Below are 18328 nucleotides of genomic sequence, written 5' to 3'. Positions count from 1 at the left end.
CGATCAACGACCGGACTCGATGAGGCACGACCCCCATGATCACTCAAACGCCAGTGATCCTTCCCTTGCCGATCTCTGGTAAAATACCCCTGGACACTTTCGGGATTACAGGGCGGGAATCAACATGTAGGCCGCCACGGCGGCGGTCAGGGTGGCGTAGTCGCCCCCGGCGCCCACCGTGTAGGTGCCGCTCAGCTGGGCCGGCACCGATGCGGCGCCGAGCAGCAGCCCGGCCAGGAACAGCAGCCCGGCCCGGTTCGTGATCAACGCTGGAACCCGCATCCACTTCTCGTTCATAACCACCTCTCCATGAAAAATATTCGGTATTCCCCGTGTTCTCTCTCCGGGCTGAACGCGTTCCGGCATGGTTGTCGCATCCGGGTCGAATCAGCATTTTCCGAGGCATCGATCTCGATGTGGTCGGGAGAAGTCGGAAAACGACTGGCAAAGGGTTCATCAATCCTTTTTTTCACCAACCGCCGGAAACCGATGGTCCCCTTTGTGATGCCGTCAATTTTCACCAGCCGGGAGAGGAATGCTGAAGCGGCCTCGCCTTCGGACGATGTTCTGCCTCCGGTAGACGAAGGGCATGACCCTGCTCCGCACCGAACCTGTTGATGAACCTCGGGTACATAATAACTGTTTTGTCATTCGTTTTCAAGGAAATTCCGTTTTCGCCGGAAAGAATATTCTGTCGAAAACCGGATCTACCTCGGCAGGCCGTTGCGAGGCGAGCTCAACGACACCCGGTTGGCGACGTACGCGCCTTCTGCCGGAAGGCGCGTTTCCGGACGATCTCTCGTGCGCCGCCCGGCAGGCGGCGCGTACGCGCCTTCGACTTTTCTTGAGAACATCACCAATCGGGCAGAACGGTTTGCCCCCACCGCCTTCGGGGCGGGTTTGCCCCGGCGATGCGACGTCTTATCCCCGGGGTGGCGGGGGGAGCAACCGCACCCTGCAAGTGCATCCCGCCGAAGAAAAAGACAGGCCCCGGACCGGGGGGGACCGGTCCGGGGCCTGGGAAGGGGCCCGGGAGGGGCTACTGCCAGATCGGGGTCACCCCGAGCAGGCTCAGGAGCGAGCGGCCGCCGAAGTTGAGGTCGTTCTGGGGTTTCCAGGCCACGGCCACGTTGCCGACGTAGAAACCGCCAAGATACCCCGTATCGTCGCCATACCAAACCACCAGGTCGCCGGTAGAGGTGTTGTACCACAGGAGATCGCTCTGGAAGTCGAGGTTGTAATCCCCGATTCCGGCGGGCTTCCAGTTGGTGTCACCGTTGACGCCGAAGGCGGCGGTCCCCTTGACGTGGGTCTCGTCGCAGAACCAGAGGGTCAGGTCCCCGGTGGTGGTGTCGCGCAGGAACAGGTCCGCCTTGTAGTCAAGGTCCGCGTCGCCGATCCCCACCACCTTCACCGTGGACGCCAGGTTGCCCGGCGACATGTTCCCGATGTAGCCGTTCTCGTTCACGAACCAGACCGAGAGGTCGCCGTTCGAGGTCTTTCGCCAGAAGATGTCGTCCCGGCCGTCCAGGTTCAGGTCGCCGGTGCCCAGCACGACCCAGTCGGCATCGACGGTGAGGAGGTACTTCTCGAACTTCACCACGCCCCCGTCGGCGCAGTACCAGATCACGCAGTCATGGGTGGTCGTGTTGCGCAGCAGCAGGTCGGCCTTGCGGTCCGCGTCGAAGTCGGCCACGGCCGCGATCTGCCAGCCCGTCGGGATGACCCCGTGGGAGATGTCGGCGTAGTGACCGGCCGCGTTCATCTTCCAGACGGACGTCACGCCGGTGGAGGCCTGCCGCCACAGGATGTCCGCGTACCCGTTGTCGTCGAAGTCCGCCACGCCGGTCAGCTGCCAGTCCGTCCCCGTCACGAGGTCCAGGTAGGGCCCCTGGGCGGCGCCGGTACCGGACATCAGCCAGCTGGTAAGTTCCTGGGAGCTGTCGTGGCGCAGGAGGATGTCGGTGGTGTAGTCGGCGTTCAGGTCGAACGGGGCCCGGGGCAGTGCGAAGAACTCGTCGGCCCCGATGTCCGGGTGCGACACGTCGCGGGTGTCCAGGTCGTAGTCCGTCGTGTACCCCACGATCGGCGTGCCCGTGTTGTCGACGAAGAGGCAGGCGCCGGGGTCGACGTGCAGGTTGCCGACGGCGTTGCTCTTGTCGAGGAAGTCCATCGCGTGCTGGGTCGTCACGTTGGCGGCGGTTTCCGCCCGGGAGTGGAGGTCCCGCACCCCGCCCTGCCAGGTGGCGAAGTTCACCCCCGCGCTGCCGCTGTAGAAGAAGTTGGCCGCGGTGGTGCCGCCGGTCCCGGCACAGGCGTTGTAGTCGGAGGTGAAGGTGCCCGTGGAGTACTTGGCCAGGGCGTAGTGCGTCCCGGTGCTGCCCGTGCGGCCGTTGAAGGCGATGTTGTTGGTCGCGGTGGCCGTGGAGCCCATCCGCTGGACGATGGCATAGGTGGCGGTGGACCCCGTGGCCGTCCCGCCGAGGTAGACCGAGTTGTAGTAGAGGTTTTCGACGTTGCCCGTGTAACCGTACAGGTCAATGCCGCGGAGGGTGCAGTTGCAGTTGGTGGTGGGGGCGAGGGTGATCATGTTGTTGACGATGTTGAGCGGTTTCGTCGACGCGGAGATCCCGTAGTTGTGAATGCCGTACAACGTCCCCGTGAAGGAGGAGTTGGTGGGGCCGAAGCCGTAGATCCGGTTGCCGGAGACGGTGGTGCTCACGTTGCCGGGGCCGTCGATCCGGATGCCGTACAGCGAGCCGCCGGTGCCGGTCAGCGTCATGTTGTAGATGGTGTTGTTCGAGATCACCTGCGCGCCGGCGGCCGTGGTGGAGGCGTTGAACTGGATGCCGTAGGTGGACCCGGTGCTGCTCGTCTGCATGTCGTGGATGGTGTTGTCGCTGATGTTGTTGGCCCCCAGCGCGTTGAAGTAGATCACCGACAGGGCGCCGGTCCGGGCGGCATCCTGGAAGAAGTCGTTGCCGGTGATCTGCCAGCTGTCGGTGTAGGCGAAGTTGCCGGCGTTGATGGCGTTGGCGGTGAAGTTCCGGAAGGTGTTGTTGAGGAAGAGGTTGTTGCTGTTGGAATAAGGGCTCCCGACGCTGGCGGTGCTGTAGACCAGGTACTGCGGCACGCCGGCGGCGTCGGTGCGGTCGCGGATGACGTTGCTATAGAAGGTGTTGTCGTCGTTGCCGGTGGCGGTGGGGGTGTCGAAGCGGATGACGCCGTTGATGGCGCCCCCTTCGATGGTGCAGTTGCGGATCTCGTTGTGGGTGGCGTCCGAGCCGAGGTAGATGGCGCCGTTGGACGCGCTGGTGCTGCGCAGGATCAGGGAGGACCCGGCGTTCAGGCCGTCGATGACCACCCAGTCGGCGCCGTTGAGGTAGATCAGGCCGTTGGCGGCGGGGCTGCCCTCGATCACCACGGCCACCCCGGCGGCCGGCCGGATGGTCAGGGCGTTGGTGGAACTCGCCCCGGCGTTGGCGTTGATGGCGATGGGGATGGTCTCACCGGGGTAGCTCGTGTCCAGCAGGGTGAACAGCACCGGCCCGGTGATTGGCGCGGCGTTGTAGGCGGCCACGGCGGCGGTCAGGGTGGCGTAGTCGCCCCCGGCGCCCACCGTGTAGGTGCCGCTCAGCTGGGCCGGCACCGATGCGGCGCCGAGCAGCAGCCCGAGGACGAGCAGCATCGCCGCCCGCCCGCTGATCGAACCCGATGCTCTCGAAGGAAACTTACCCATACATGCCTCCTGGTAGAATTGTTATCGTTCATCCAAGCTTTTTCTGTCAGAAAAGTAATATTACTACGTTTTCGAATTTCCGTCCATCCTATCTTTCGGTGATTATCCTTCCCCGCCTGGCTGGCGGCACGCAAGGTCGGCGCCTTCTGCCGGAAGGCGCGACTCGCGCTCGACCGGTCACTCGTGCGCCGCCCGGCAGGCGGCGCGCACGGCAGGCGGCGCGTACTATCCGTACGCCTCCCAGAGCAGCTTCTCCAGGTCGGCCACCAGGGGGTAGTTCGGGTTGCCGCCCACGCACTGGTCGTCGAAGGCGATGACGGCCATGTCACGGACCTTGGCCCGGAACGCGTCCTCCTTCACCCCCGCCTCGCGGATCGTGGCCGGCATGTTCAGTTCCGCCTTCAGGGCGGCGATGGCCTCCACCAGGTTCTCGACCCCCTTGTCCGGCGTGGCCCCGGGCCGGCCGATGGCCGCCGCGATCTCGGCGTAGCGCTCCCTCGCGGTGTGGCTGGGGTAGTTCGGGAAGGGGACGAACTTGCTGGGCAGGGCGGCGTTGTAGCGAATCACCGGGATCATGACCAGGGCGTTGGCCCGCCCGTGGGGGATGTGGAAGGTCGCCCCCAGGATGTGGGCCAGGCAGTGGTTGATGCCGAGGAAGGCGTTGGTGAAGGCCAGGCCGGCGATGGTGGAGGCGTTGTGCATCTTCCCGCGGGCCCGGAGGTCCTTCCCGTTCCGGTAGGCCGCCGGCAGGTGGGCGAAGACGAGCTGCACGGCCTTGAGGGCCAGCGGGTCGGTATAGTCGGAGGCCACCACCGAGACGTAGGACTCCAGGGCGTGGGCCAGGACGTCGAGCCCCGTGTCGGCCGTGACGTCGGGCGGCACGGTGAGGGTGAGGTTGGGGTCGATGATGGCCACGTCGGGCGTGAGGGCGTAGTCCGCCAGGGCGTACTTCGCCTGGTTGGTCGTGTCGGTCACCACGGTGAACGCCGTCACCTCGGAGCCCGTGCCGCTGGTGGTGGGGATGGCGATGAAACGGGCCTTCTTGCCCAGCTCCGGGAAACGGACGATGCGCTTGCGGATGTCCATGAACCGGAGCCGAAGGTCCTCGAAGCTCATGCCGGGCTGCTCGTAGAAGAGCCACATGGCCTTGGCCGCGTCCAGCGGGGAGCCGCCGCCGACGGCGACGACGAGGTCGGGCTCGAACTTGCGCATGGCCGCCACGCCCTTCTCGATGGTCTCCACCGTGGGGTCGGGCGTGATGTCGGAGTAGACCGAGGCGAGCACCCCGGCGTCGCGCAGGTACTTCTCCAGCTTGTCGGTGACGCCCTGGCGCACCGAGGAACCGGAGCAGACGATGAAGGCGCGGCGGGCGTGCATGTCCTTGATCTCGTGACGGAAGAAGGTGTCCAGGCTGCCCGGCTCGAAGTAGATCCGCGGCGGGACTCGGAACCACAGCATGTTCTGCATCCTCCTGGTTACCCGCTTGATGTTGAGCAGGTGGGAACACGTGACGTTGTCGGTGGTGATGTTGTGGCCGCCGGCCCCGCAGCCCAGGGTGAGGGAGGGGTGGATGCGGTTGTAGACGTCCCCGATCCCGCCGAAGCTCGAGGGGCTGTTCACCAGGAGCCGGCCGGCGTTGATGGTCTCGCCGAACTGCCGGATCACGGCGGGGTCGGTGGAATACAGCGAGGCCGAGTGCCCCAGCCCGCCGAAGTGGGTGAGGTCCGTGCAGAGGTTGACCCCCTCGTCCAGGCTCTTGACGACATAAAACCCCAGGATGGGGCTGAGCTTCTCCCGGGAGAGGGGGTGCTTGTCGCCCACGCCCTTGAGCCGCGCGACGAGGACCCGGGTGTGCTCCGGGACGGTGACGCCGGCGAGTTCGGCGATGCGCTTCGGCGGCTGTCCCACCACCTTGGGGGACATGCTCTGCTTCTCCGCGTCGATGGCGACGGCCTGGACCCTGGCGACCTCGTCGGGTTTCAGGAAGTAGGCCCCCATGGCCTCGAACTTCTTCACCACCGCCTTCTCGATCTCGGCGTCCACCACCACCGCCTGCTCGGAGGCGCAGATCATGCCGTTGTCGAACGTCTTGCTCATCAGCACGTCGTTCACGGCCATGTCGAGGTCGGCGGACTTCTCGATGTACACCGGCACGTTCCCCGGGCCCACGCCGATGGCGGGGATGCCGGACGAGTAGGCCGCCTGGACCAGCCCCGTCCCGCCCGTGGCCAGGATCAGGGCGATGTCCGGGTGCGTCATGAGGGCGTGGGTCAACTCCCGGGACGTGTGGTCGGTCCACCGGATGCAGTCGTCGGGCGCCCCCGCGGCCACCGCCGCCTCGTAGACGATCCGCGCCGCCTCGTTGGTGCAGTTGAGGGCGTTGCGAGAGCCGCAGACGATCATGGCGTTGCGGGTCTTGAGGGAGAGCAGCGCCTTGAACAGGGTGGTGGACGTGGGGTTCGTGACCGGGATGATCCCCAGGACGACGCCCAGGGGCTCGGCGAACTCCATGATGCCCGTCTCGGGGTCGTCCCGGATCAGCCCGACGGTCTTCACGTCGCGGATGTCGTTGTAAATGCTCTCCGTCGCAAAGAGGTTCTTGATGACCTTGTCCTCGAAGACGCCCATCCCCGTCTCCTCGTGGGCCATGCGGGCGAGTTCGAGGCGCTTCGCCGCCCCGGCCTTCGCCGCGGCGTAAACGATGCGGTCCACGTCCTCCTGGCTGTACTGGGAGAACACGGCCGCCGCCTCCCGGGCCTGACGCACCAGTTCGTTGGCGAATCCCGTGATGTCTTTTTGGGGGTCTTCCATGGTTTTCCTCCGTCGAGCGGCTTTTACCTTTTCCCGAAATACGTTGTCCTTTCGGGAAAGACGTCATGGTCGCGTCCGGGCGACCCGTTCGCGTGGTTCGTGTGGTTCGTGGTTGTCATTCCGGATCGCGGGGTAAGCAGCGGTTCACTCGGCTTGATTCCAGACGGCCTCGAGGGCGGAAACGCCGTCCTCGTGCAGGTTGAAAGCCTCGTCGAAGGAGGCGAGCTTGAAAATCTTGTACACCGCCGGTTGCGCCCGGACCATGGCCATCCGCTTCCCGCCCGCCGTGCAGTTCCGGCAGGCCTGGAGCAGCAGCCGCAGCCCCGCGCTGCTGACGAACTCGAGCCCGGCGAGATCGAAGATGATCCCGGTGTCGCACGTCTTTACGGCCCCGAGCACGCGGGGGGCGGCCTCGGGCTCGGTCAGCGAATCCAGGCGCCCCGCCAACGTCAGCAGCGTGATCCGGGAATCCGCAGGGTGGGGTAGGACATCGATCTTCATCCTGTCACCTCCGATGGTGTTTCCGCTGGGGATTTCGAACCGGCGTCAAGATACAGGATGAGCGGCGCGTTTTCAATACAAATTCTCTGAAAGGGATCCGCTCCGACCGCATGCCAGGCGGGGTTGAGGAGCAGCCGGTCCGGGATCGCCCCGGAGGGACCGGCGGCACCCCCCCGGCCCCGGTCCGCAACGATTGTCTCCGCCTCACCCTTTTTCGCTTGCCTCCCGGTGGTTGTTCTTCTACACTTCCCTCTATCGTCAGGTATTTTTCATCGTGACAACCTTAGGAGGATGATATGGAGCGCAGGTCCGGGCGGTATTCCCGCGGAAGGTCGGTTCTGTTCCTGATGGCGACCCTGGTGGCCGCCTGTGCCTGGGCGCCGGGCGCCGCGGTGGTGGTCCTCGACAGCGCGTTCCCGGTGGAGGAGAGCTGTTCCCCCGTCAACGAGCAGCCGGACCCCGGCGAGACCCTCACCTACCTCGTTTTCCTCGCCAACACCGGGGACGAGGCCACCACGAACCTGGTGGCCACCCTTCTGCCCACGGGCGGGGTGACCAACCCCGGCGCCCCCTGTGTCTTCGGCGCCCTGCCGCCCGGCGGAACGGGCAACCCGGGCAGCTTCGCCTTCACCGTGGACCCGGCCGTGGCCTGCGGGGGCACCTTCACCCTGACCCTGCAACTCCAGGACGGCGCCACCGACCTGGGGACCGTGTCCGCCACTTTTCGGACCGGCACGGGCGGGCCCGACCACACGTACGACAGCGGCGGGGTCTCCGTGGCGATCCCGGACAACGACCCCGCCGGGGCGACGGTCCCCATCCCGGTGGGCGGGATCGGCAAGGTGGCCTATATCGAGGCCAGGGTCCGGATCAACCACTCGTTTGACGGCGACCTGACCCTCTCCCTCACCGCGCCCGACGGCACCACGGTGGTCCTGAGCGACCAGAACGGGGGCAGCGGCGACAACTTCGGGAGCGGCGCCGCGGACTGCTCGGGCTCTTTCACGGTGTTCACCGACGCGTCCTTCACGCCCATCGCGAGCGGAAGCGCCCCCTTCGACGGGAGTTTCCAGCCGGATCAGCCGCTGTCCGCCTTCGAGGGGAAGGACATCAACGGGACCTGGACCCTGAAGGTGGTCGACGGTTTCGGCGGGGACACGGGAACCGTCTACTGCGTGCAGCTGTACATCCAGAAATTCTCCTGCTGCGGCGTTCCGGAACCTCCCCTCGTCGTCGTCGCCGGGTCCGCCCTGGAGGCCGAGGGCTGTTCCCCTCCCAACGGGGCCGTCGACCCGGAAGAGGACGTGACGGTCGGGCTCAGTCTCCAGAACACGGGCGGGACGGCCACCTCCGACCTGGTGGCCACCCTCCAGGCGGGAAACGGCGTGACCAACCCGGGGCCGGCCCAGGCCTACGGGGTGCTCAACCCCGGCGACCCGGCCGTGACCCGCAGTTTCACCTTCACGGCGGACCCGACCTCCCCCTGCGGGTCCACCATCACCCTCACGCTGCAACTGCAGGACGGCGCCACCGATCTCGGCACGGTGCACTACACGCTCACCCTGGGCGCCGTCGTGACCTCCGCCTATGGCCCCTTCGCCAACACCGGGTCCATCTCGATCCCCGTCGTCTCTCCCAAGGCCGGGGTTCTTTCGGGCCTCGAAGCGTTTCTCCTTCCCTCCACGGGAATCCCGGGCATCCCCTACCCTTCCCCCATCACCGTGTCCGGGTACCCCTCCACGCTCGCCAAGGTCACCGCCACGCTCACGGGGCTGTCCCACCAGTGCCCGGAGCAGGTGTACGCCCTCCTGGTCGGCCCCTCCGGCCAGGCGGTCATGCTGGTCTCGGCCGCGGGCGGTTGCGTCGACACTTCCGGCGTGAACCTCACCTTCGACGACGACGCCGCCTCGACTGTCCCGTCACCCCTCGCTTCGGGGACCTACAAGCCGACCTCCCTCGGGCCCGTGTTCCTTCCGGCGCCGGCTCCGACCGGGCCGTACTCCGACTCGCTTTCGGCCTTCAAGGGGACGGACCCCAACGGCACCTGGAACCTCTTCATCTACGATGACACGGGCATCGTCTCGGGCGGGCTCATCGCGGGCGGCTGGAGCCTCGAACTGTTCTTCACCAGCGCGACCTGCTGCTACCCCCCGCCCTGCGTCATCCTCTCCTGCGACGGCACGGCCGCCCCGGCTTCCGGTTACGCCCCCCTCCCGGTCACGTTCACCGGGACCGCCCTGACGGAAAACTGCGACGATCCGCCCACCTACATGTGGACTTTCGGCGACGGCGAGACCGGGTTCGGGGAAACGGTCTCCCACACCTACGCCGCCCCCGGGACCTACAACTGGTCGCTCCTGGTCAGCGCCGGCCCCATGTACTGCAACGATTCCGGGACCGTCGAGGTCCTCGCCTGCACCCCGGCGGCCGTCACGACGTCGCCGTCATCGACCTCCGTCTGCGCGGGCCAGACGACGACCCTGACCGTCGTCGCCGCCGGCGACCCCGCACCGACCTACCAGTGGTACCGGGACGGGACCCCCGTGGGCGCCGACTCGCCCTCGTACACCACGTCCCCGTCGGACCCCTCCGCCTCCTACACCGTGACGGTGACCAACCCGTGCGGGAGTGAGACCAGTACCCCGGCGCTGGTGACGGTGAACCCCCTGCCCACACCGGTCATCTCCGGGCCGACCTCTGTCTGCGCAGGCGACAGCGTGACCCTGGACGCCGGGGCGGGTTACTATGTCTATCTCTGGTCGCCCGGGGGACAGACGTCGCAAACCATCACCGTCTCACCGTCCGTCACGACGACTTACACGGTGATGGTGGTGGACTCTCATCCGTGCTCGGGGACGTCAGCGGGGCACACCGTGACGGTGAACCCGCTGCCGACGCCCGCCATCACCGGGCCGACCGCCGTCTGCGCCGGCGGCGGCGTGACGCTGGACGCCGGGGCGGGGTACAGCACCTACACCTGGTCGCCCGGGGGTGAAACGACCCCCTCCGTCACCGTCTCCCCCGCCGTCGCCACCACCTACACCGTGACGGTGACCGACGCCAACGGCTGCACCGGGACGTCCCCGGGGCACGCGGTGACGGTGAACCCGCTGCCGACGCCCGCCATCACCGGCCCGTACGTTGTCTGCTCCGGCAGCAGCGTGACCCTGGACGCCGGGGCGGGATACAGCACCTACACCTGGTCGCCCGGGGGTGAGACGACCCCCTCCGTCACCGTCTCCCCCGCCGTCGCCACCACCTACACCGTGACGGTGACCGACGCCAACGGCTGCACCGGGACGTCCCCGGGGCACGCGGTAACGGTGAACCCGCTGCCGACGCCCGCCATCACCGGGCCGACCGCCGTCTGCGCCGGGGGCAGCGCGACGCTGGACGCCGGGTCGGGATACTACGCCTACCTGTGGTCGCCCGGGGGTGAAACGACCCCCTCCATCACCGTCTCCCCCACCGTCGCCACGACCTACGCCGTGACGGTGACCGACGCCTACCTGTGCCAGGGGACGTCCGCGGGGCACGCGGTAGCCATCTCGCCGAACACCCAGATCACCCAGCAGCCCCAGTCCGTCGCCATCAACCCCGGGGAATCGGCCACGCTGACGGTGGCGGCCACGGGCGGCGGGGCCCTCTCCTACCAGTGGTACCAGGGCGTCAGCGGCGACACCGGCACGCCGGTGGGGGCGAACTCGCCTTCCTTCACCACGCCGGCGCTGTCCGAGACCACCGCCTACTGGGTCCGGGCGACCGGCGACTGCGGATCGGCGGACAGCGACACGGCCGTGATCTCGGTGGGGGCGGGCCCCGTCATCACCCACCTGGACTTCCCCATGACGGTGTGCTCCGGCGCCCCCGCAACCCTGACCATGACGGTGACCGGAAGCGAACCCCTGACCTACCAGTGGGACGACAGCCCGGACGGCGTCAGCTTCACCCCGATCCCGGGCGCCGCCCAGCGGACCTTCGTCACCCCTCCCCTGACGGCCACCCGCGTATTCAGGGGAACGGCCACCAACCCCCTGGGGACGGACCGGAGGATCGTCAAGGTGACGGTGATCGAGGCCCCGGAGATCCTGTCGGTCACCCCCCCGACCCAGCAGGTCAACACCGGCCACAGCGCAACGCTGGAGGTGGTCTGCACGGGCTCCGGACCGCTGGCCGTCCAGTGGTACGAGGGGGAGTCCGGGGACGTGTCCCACCCCGTGGAAGGGGCAAACTCCACCGTGTTTCACACCCCGCAGGTCTACGCGGACACCCGGTACTGGGTCCGCGTGTCGAACGCGTGCGGCGACGCCGACAGCGCGACAGCCACGGTGATCGTGTGGAACGTCTACTACCTGCCCCACGCGGTGTCCACCGCGGAGTGGTGGACGCGGCTGAGCTTCGTGAACGCGGGCGGCCTGAACCCGAAGGCGGGCCCGGCCACGAGCGAGGTGGAAGTCCGTGCGTACGCGGCCGACGGGGAACTGCTGGAGGAGGTCTTCCTGGACGTGCCGCCGCAGACGCAGTACGAGGCCGACCTGGATGACCTGCTGCCGCCGGGGACGCCCATGGGCGACCTCTGGCTGCGGGTGGAGTCCCGGAACGAGTTGAAGGGCCTCATGCAGTTCGGGGCCCGGGACGGCGGGTCCCGGACGAGCCTCCCGCTGCTGGAATGGCCGACGCGAAAGGCGGTCTTCCCCCACGTGTCGTCGATCCTGGGGTGGTTCACCGGGATCACCTTCGTGAACACGGCGGACGTCCCGGCGGAGGTCCTGCTGAGCGCCTACGCCGAGGACGGCGCCCTGCTGGCGGGGACGGCCCTGCCCCTCGGGCCGCGGTCGAAGCACGCCCGGCAGGTCACCGAGATCTTCCCGCCGGAGCTGGACGTCCTGTCCATCAAGAGCCTGGGCGTGGAGTCGAACCAGCCGCTGCTGGGCTTCGAACTGTTCGGGAACCCGCAGCGTCACGGCGAGGGCGTGGCGGGCCTGCCGCTGGTGCGGCTGGACGAGCGGAAACCGGAGAACTTCTTCTTCGGGCTCTTCTACCCCGAGGCGGCGGAGAGCGACACCTGGTACAAGTCGGTGACGTTCACCAACCTGGACGCGGGCCCGGGGATCGTGATGGCGGACGCCTACGACGCGGCCGGGGTGAAACTGGGAAGCGAGATCATCACCCTGAACCCGCGGGAACAGATGACGCGGGAAGTGCGCGAACTCTTCCCGCCCCCCGCCTACGAGGCGCTGGATTACTTCCTGCTGGGCTCCTTCTCGGCCATCGCCGGCTTCGAGCTGACCCTCTCCCGCAACGCGCCGTTCCGCTTCGACGGTCTGCTGGCCATCGAACAGGCCTACCCCCGCCAGGTGTTCCCGGCGGTGGTCCCGGGGTCGACCCGCCTGCGGCTGGTCAACAAGAGCGACTCGCCCATGGACCTGACGGTGAAAGCCTTCAGCGCCGGGGGCCTGCTGCTGGGGACGCACCCCGTGACGCTGACCCGGAATGCGAAGGCGGACCTGGACGTCTCCGCCGTGATCTTCACGGACGGGGTCATTGCCTGGCTGCTGGTGGAGGGGAACAACCTCTTCACGGCCCACGCCTTCATCGCGACGCCCGACGGGGAGTGCCTGGTCACCTACCCCGGCGTACCCCTGTACTGAGTCCGGCCCGCGCGACCTGCCCCGCCCGGCGGGGCGGGCAGGCCGCGGCGAGCCCGGGTCAGAAGGACAACGCCCGGAGCAGCGCCGACCGCATCATCCCCGCGGAGACCGCCATGGGCTCGGCCAGGATGAACGGCACGCGGAGGATCGCTTCCACGACGACGTCGAATTCGCCGGCCCGTGCCCCGGGGTCGAAACCGAGGTCGCCGAGGTGCACGGGCAGGCCGACGGAGCGCAGGAAGTCCCGTGCGGCGGCGGCCTCCCCGGGACGCTCCTCCAGCAGCAGGTGCGCCGTCACCCCCACCGCCACCAACTCCCCGTGCAGGAAGTCCCGGTGCAGCCCGGGGCACGCCGTCAACCCCTGGGCCACCGCGTGGGCCCCCGCCAGGCCGCCGCTCTCGAAGCCCAGCCCGCTGAGGAGGATGTTGGCCTCGACGATCCGGCTGAACGCCGCGCCGGGGGCCCCGGCCCGAAGTTCGGCCAGCGCCGCCGGCCCGTGGGCCAGGAGCTGCTCTCGGCACTGCGCGGCGATGGCCAGCGCCCCCTGGGTGGGGCGGGCGCCCCGCCCCGTCCGCGCCGCCGGGTTGTCCATGCAGCAGCGGGCCTCGAACCAGGTCGAGAAGGCGTCCCCCATCCCGGCCGCCAGGTACCGGGGCGGCGCGTCCGCCAGGACCGTCTCGTCCGCCACCACCAGAAGGGGGTTGGTGCGGCTGAACTCCACCCGGTCGAAGACGCCGTCGTCGTGGTAGATCACCGACACCGCCGCGGTGGGTGCGTCCGTGGAGGCCGTGGTGGGCACGGTCACCACCCGCACCCCCAGGCGGTTCGCGGCCATCCGGGCCGTGTCGAGGCACTTCCCGCCCCCGATGCCGACGACGAGGTCGATGGACGCCGCCTGGAAGACCCCCGTGACCCGTTCCACCTCCCGGAGGGAGGATTCCCCCGCGAACGTGACGTCCGTGTGCTTCAGGCCGGCCGCGCGCAGGCTGCCGGAAACCGTTTCCATCAGCGCTTTCCGCCGTCCCGGCGTGATCACCACCCCGACCCGCGTACCGGTCCCGGCGAGGTCCGCCAGGAACTCCCCCAGGCGCCCGACGGCGCCGGGCGACTGGACGTAGAGGGACGGCGCCATGAAGAGCAGCGGGACCGACCGACCGCCCGTCGTGTCGGCGAAGCGTCGGTTCGGGTCATAGTCATCGCAGGTCTGGGCCATGGTGTCCTCCTCCCCCGGGATTGTCCATTGTGAGGGTCTGTCGGTCCTGATTCGGTCGGAATCGCCGGCAACAGACCACCGCCGGCATCGTATCACCCCCTCCCCCCCTCGTCAACGCGGGGGAGCCCGGATTTTCACGAGCCGGCTTTCCGCTCCGGTTCGTGTATTTCGTGTATTTCGTGGTGGTCGTCACGTCGTACCCGGCACCGGAAAATCCGGGATTTTCCCCCGCAAAGCGGGCAAATGACCTCCTGGACCGCGGACCCGTGGGGGCGCTACCTCTCCTACGACAACTACTGCGAGAACGTCCAGCTTCGCGACGTTCTCGTCGGCGCCGGGTACCGCCTCGACCCGGACCTCTTCTACTTCTGGGACGCGGACGCCCCCCACAACGAGGCGTCGTGGAGCGCCCGGGTCTGGCGGCCCCTCGCGGTCTTCTCCGCCCTCTGCGACTCGCCCCCGTTCTTCCCCTGACCTCCCCTCACGCCGGCAGGTGTTCCCCCGGGGGCACTCCTGACGGAGCCTGCGTGAGGGTGTTTCCCCGCGCCGCCCGGCGGGGTGCAAGGGGCTTCGAACGGCCCGAAAAACGTTGGAAGGGACAAAAGGACCAAAAGGACCAAAAGGACCCAAAGGACACGCGGGGAACCAACAGGACGAAACCACGAAAAACGCCCCGAACCGCACAGGGCAGGGCGCCTTGATGCACAGGGCGGGGAACTTTATCGCGCGGGGCGAAGCATCAACGTTCCCGCCGTCCTTTGGGTCCTTTAGGTCCTTTGGGTCCTTTTGTCCTTTCCCGCCGCTTCATCATCGGGAAAGCCGTCCGAGCTACTTCCAGTCCCCGTCCAGCTGGAAGGCGGCCCAGAAGAAGGGGGCGGCGCACCCCGGTGCGACGCCGCGGATGAATTCCACCTGGGTGCGATGGACCGCCTCGTCCTTGGTGAGTCCGGCCTTGAGGTGGGTGTAGAAGCGCTCCATCCAGATCGCCGTGGAGCGGTCGTCGATGCGCCACAGGGTCGAGAGCACCGACCGGGCGCCGGCGTACTCGAAGGCCCGGGTGAGGCCCACCAGGCCCTCGCCCCCCGACGCCTTCCCCAGGGCCGTGGCGCAGGCCGAGAGCACCACCAGGTCTGCGTCGCAGCGCACCCGGTCGAAAACCTCCCAGGCCTGGAGGAAGCCGTTTTCCCGCCCCGGCGCGTCCCCGGGCGGCACGGTGAGCATCAGGCCCGCGTCCAGGGGGAGCCGCTCGTCCAGGAGCCCGTGGCAGGCGAAGTGGAGAAGGTCCGAGTCCCCTGAACGCTCCACCGCCCGCTCCTCGGTGGCCTCCTCCCCCATGAAGGCCGCGGCGAACGGGCCCCACGCCCGGACGATCCCCTCCACCTCGACCCGCGTGGCGGGGAGCGGGGTGATCTCGGTCCCGCCGATCCGCAGAAGCCGGGTTTCGGGAGCGCTGCCGTCGCTGACCGGGGGGAGGTCCGGCATGGGGGGCGTCCGGGTGAGGGGGGCTGCCGCCGGGCGGGCGTAGACGGGGTCGCCGAAGGCCGAGAGCCGCCGACGGGTGCCCGCCCCCCCGCTCTTCCGGCGGGCCCGAAGCTCCTGGTAAACCGTGGCCGACAGGGCCGTGTGGAGCGCTTTCCACTCGCAGAGGTACCGGGCCCGGCCGCCCGGGGCGCCGTCGTCGCACACCAGGGCGGCGAAGGGCAGCAAGTGCAGCGGCCCGTCGGGGAGGATGACCAGGCGCCGCGCTTCCCGGACGAGCGCCTGCGCCGGCCGCACCAGCCGGTCGTACAGCCTCCGCCCCCGCCGGACCAATTCCGGACCCGCCCCGCCGGCCCCGGAAGCCTCCACCAGTTCCCGGAAGCTCTCCACTTCCATCCGCAGGGCGTTCACCTCGAGGGGTACCGGGTAAAGCTTCACCCCCCCTTCCCGCGACAGGGCGAAAAGGTAGCCGCCGGTTTTGCCCGCGGCGTAGGAGAGGAGGAGCGTTCCGGGATCCAGGGATCGGCACACCTCGGCCGACTTCAGGGGGCGGGGTTTTCGGAGCGCGTCCAGGCGGGGGGAGCTCAGCCGGATCCGCCGGGCCAGCCGGTCCTGGGCTTCCCGCAGCTCTCGCAGCCGAGCGAGGGCCGCTTCGCGTGCGGGTTTGTCCTGTTGAGGGTCCAGGCCCCAGACCCGGCGCTGCACCCGGTCATACTCCCGGTCCAGGCGACCCCGTTCCTGCTCAAGGTCCGATGCGATATCCGAGGAAAATTTCAGCTCCCGCTCGGCCATCATCGCCAGCATTCCCTGCGCCCGGGAGCGCTCCAGCACGTCGAAGGCCGCTTCCGGCCGCCCGGCGTCCACCAGGGCCTTCACCAGCGAGAGGTAGGCGGACCGGGCCCAGGCCCGGAAGGCATTCCGCGCCTCGGCCAGGGAACTCAGGCCGGCCGCCGCCCGCTCGTAAAGCTCGACGGCCTGGGAAAGACGCTCGATGGCGGGCCCCACCCGGCCGGCGGCCAGTGCCGACTCACCCAGGCCGTGAAAAGCGTAGGCCTCGTCCCGGGTGCCCGGCATCTTGACCGCGAGGAGGCCCGCGGCTTTGCGGTACCACTCCTCCGCCCGGTCCGGCTCCCCGAGGGCCAGGGCCGTGTCGCCCAGGCTCAGCTGGGCGGCGATGGTGTCGTCCCCGCCGGGGCTGAGCGCCTCGGCGGCCTCCAGGAGCTGCAGCGCCACCTCCTTCGCCGACCGGAGGTCCCCCTGGTCCCGGTCCAGCTTCGCCCGCTTGGAGAGCCATGAAAGCTTCAGGAACTCTTCCTCGGGATGCTTTTCCAGGATCGCGCCCGCCCTGCGCAGGAGCGCGTCGGCTTCGACGAAACGGCCCTTTTCCCGGAGAACGTCCGCCAGCCGTACGAGGGTCATGCCCGCCAGGCGCCCCTCCGGGGCCTTGCGATCCGTCACCGTCAGGGCTTTCCGGAAGTAGATCTCCGCCTGGTCGGGGTTGAGCTGGCCGGCGTAGAGCATGCCCAGGTTGAACCAGGTGTTGGCCAGGTTCAGGCTTCCGGGAAGGATGCGCTCCTGGATACGCAGGGCTTCCAGGTAAGCCTGTTCCGCCTCGGCGAAGGCCGAGCGCCCCCGGAGCTGGTTGGCCAGCGCGCTCCAGGATGCAGCCGTGACGGGGCTCCCCGGCGCCAGCTTCAGCCGGATCGCCAGGGCTTCCCGATAGCGCTCTTCCGCCCGGTCGAAATCCCCGCGCCGGTCCGCGACGTTTCCAAGGTTGTGAAGGCTCAGGGCCACGTTCAGGTTGTCGGGGTCGGGTTTCGACCAGGTTTCCAGCGCCCGGCCGTAGCACGTCTCCGCTTCGTCCCAGTCGCCCCTTCGGGCGGCCACGAGCCCCAGGTTGTTGAAACTGGCCGCCACGTCCGCGCTGCCGGGAGCCAGCTCCTCCCGGAGCGCCAGGGCCCGGCGGTAGCAAGACGCGGCGTCTTCCAGCTCCCCCCGGTCGAGGTGAACGTGCCCCAGGCTGTTGAAGGTGTCGGCCATCTCCAGGCTCCGGGGGGCGCAGCGCTCCCAGATCGCCAGGGCCAGGCCCAGCGGGGGTTGGGCGGAGGTCGGGTCACCGCGTCGTTCCGCCAGCGTCCCGATCCGGTGAAGGGTCAGGGCGACCGGGAGGGTGCAAACCCCGGCCGGCCCCCGCAGGGACAGGGTCCGGTTCAACGCCTCCGCGGCCCCCGCCAGGTCATTGGCCCCCTCCTGCGCCCGGGCGGTCTCGTCCCAGGCCGCCGCCTCGGCCGCCGGCGATTGCGCCTCCCTCGCCTGCTCCACCGCCTCGCCGCAGGCGACGATGGCCTCGGGCCACTCCCGGGCCGCCATGCGCCGGCGGGCCTCCCCCAGGGAGCGCCAGGCCCGGTGGAGCGGGTCGGCCGGGTCGGGGACCAGCGGCGCCGCCCGCACACCCTGCCGGCCGGGCGGCAGGTCGACGGCCAGCGGAAGGCCGCCCCGGAAGCCCAGCAGCCGGACCGGGCCCCGGGGCGCCTGTTCCAGGGTCAGGGACACCCAGTCAAAAGGGGAACACAGGTCCCCGCGTTCCGGGCCCTCCCCCGGTCTCGCGGGCGCACGCTCCCACCCGGTCAGGACATCGCCGGGCACGAGCCCAGCCCTCTCACCCGCCGAGTCGTTCTCCACCGCCTCCACCCGGAGGCCCCGGCCGGGGAACGGGCTGTCGGCGCCCCAGGCCCGGGCGCCCGGCTGGAGAACAATCAGGAGGAACCCGGCCAGCCGGCCGAGGCGGTACAGCACCGGGCCGACGACATCGCCCCGAGAGGGTGCCCCCCCGTTCACCGGCGCCCTCGATGCCCTGTGCCCGGTCCCTCTGCGCATGAAATCCTCCCCTTTGAAGCGGACACGGATCGGCCCGTCATCGCCCACCGCTGTCTC

Annotated in this window: 8 protein-coding genes; 2 read left to right on the top strand and 6 right to left on the bottom strand. The window is 68.9% G+C overall.

Annotation, left to right across the window (positions count from 1 at the left end; all coding sequences use genetic code 11):
• Positions 1–105 precede the first annotated feature (105 nt).
• The 4 genes from KA419_09985 to KA419_09970 form a co-directional block, all read right to left on the bottom strand.
• On the bottom strand, positions 106–297 hold the full coding sequence (locus tag KA419_09985) for a hypothetical protein (GenBank protein ID MBP7866268.1): 192 nt from the start codon (positions 295–297) through the stop codon (positions 106–108).
• 742 nt (positions 298–1039) lie between these two features.
• Entirely contained in the window at positions 1040–3739 is a 2700-nt protein-coding gene (locus KA419_09980) for a VCBS repeat-containing protein (protein ID MBP7866267.1), read from the bottom strand.
• Positions 3740–3964: 225 nt separating this feature from the next.
• Complete coding sequence (adhE, locus tag KA419_09975; GenBank protein ID MBP7866266.1) at positions 3965–6550, bottom strand: bifunctional acetaldehyde-CoA/alcohol dehydrogenase; 2586 nt, start codon at positions 6548–6550, stop codon at positions 3965–3967.
• Between the two features lie 144 nt (positions 6551–6694).
• Positions 6695–7051, bottom strand: a complete 357-nt coding sequence (locus KA419_09970; protein ID MBP7866265.1) for an STAS domain-containing protein — start codon at positions 7049–7051, stop codon at positions 6695–6697.
• 296 nt (positions 7052–7347) lie between these two features.
• Here KA419_09970 and KA419_09965 point away from each other — a divergent pair, with 296 nt between their 5' ends.
• Entirely contained in the window at positions 7348–12702 is a 5355-nt protein-coding gene (locus KA419_09965; protein MBP7866264.1) for an immunoglobulin domain-containing protein, read from the top strand.
• Positions 12703–12760: 58 nt separating this feature from the next.
• On the opposite strand, the gene KA419_09960 is transcribed toward KA419_09965, so the two are convergent.
• Positions 12761–13915 (bottom strand): glycerol dehydrogenase, encoded by a 1155-nt coding sequence (locus tag KA419_09960; GenBank protein MBP7866263.1) that lies wholly within the window; start codon positions 13913–13915, stop codon positions 12761–12763.
• Positions 13916–14158: 243 nt separating this feature from the next.
• On the opposite strand from KA419_09960, the gene KA419_09955 reads away from it, so the two are divergent.
• A complete protein-coding gene (locus KA419_09955) occupies positions 14159–14389 on the top strand; it encodes a hypothetical protein (GenBank protein MBP7866262.1) in 231 nt (76 codons plus the stop codon).
• Between the two features lie 354 nt (positions 14390–14743).
• On the opposite strand, the gene KA419_09950 is transcribed toward KA419_09955, so the two are convergent.
• Positions 14744–18271: a CHAT domain-containing protein gene (locus KA419_09950; GenBank protein ID MBP7866261.1), complete on the bottom strand. Its 3528-nt coding sequence runs from the start codon at positions 18269–18271 to the stop codon at positions 14744–14746.
• Positions 18272–18328: the final 57 nt, after the last annotated feature.

This window comes from Acidobacteriota bacterium (genome assembly GCA_018001935.1).
Taxonomy (GTDB): Bacteria; Acidobacteriota; JAAYUB01; order JAAYUB01; family JAAYUB01; genus JAGNHB01.
This window is presented reverse-complemented; position numbering and strand designations above follow the sequence as displayed.